Raw genomic sequence first — 245 nt, 5'->3', positions numbered from 1 at the left:
CCACCAATATAATCTTGGCGCCCGCTACCTAATGGGTAAGGTAAAGGTTCACCATAACCAAATGGTTTAACTTGACCGTCTGGTGTGTAGTTATACTTATCACCAAATACTGTCGTAAAATCACTTGTATCAGAATAAGATGCCAGAACCTGTTGGCCTAGTCCCCAAAAGGATGTCTGCGGTATCGTATCATCACCAGGATTTGCTGCAGCTTCAGGGTTCTGAAGAACAATTGGAGCTTCACG

General features: G+C 44.1%; 1 protein-coding gene. It reads right to left on the bottom strand.

Annotated elements, in window-relative coordinates; genetic code table 11:
• A partial coding sequence (locus tag R0K30_RS23080; RefSeq protein WP_410613312.1) for a hypothetical protein occupies nt 1-245 on the bottom strand: 245 nt, incomplete at both ends.

The sequence above is a fragment of the Bacillus sp. SIMBA_154 genome, from assembly GCF_046536015.1.
In the GTDB taxonomy this organism is placed as follows: domain Bacteria; phylum Bacillota; class Bacilli; order Bacillales; family Bacillaceae; genus Bacillus; species Bacillus pumilus_P.
Note: the sequence above shows the minus strand (reverse complement) of the source record. Positions and strands in the feature narration are given on the sequence as shown.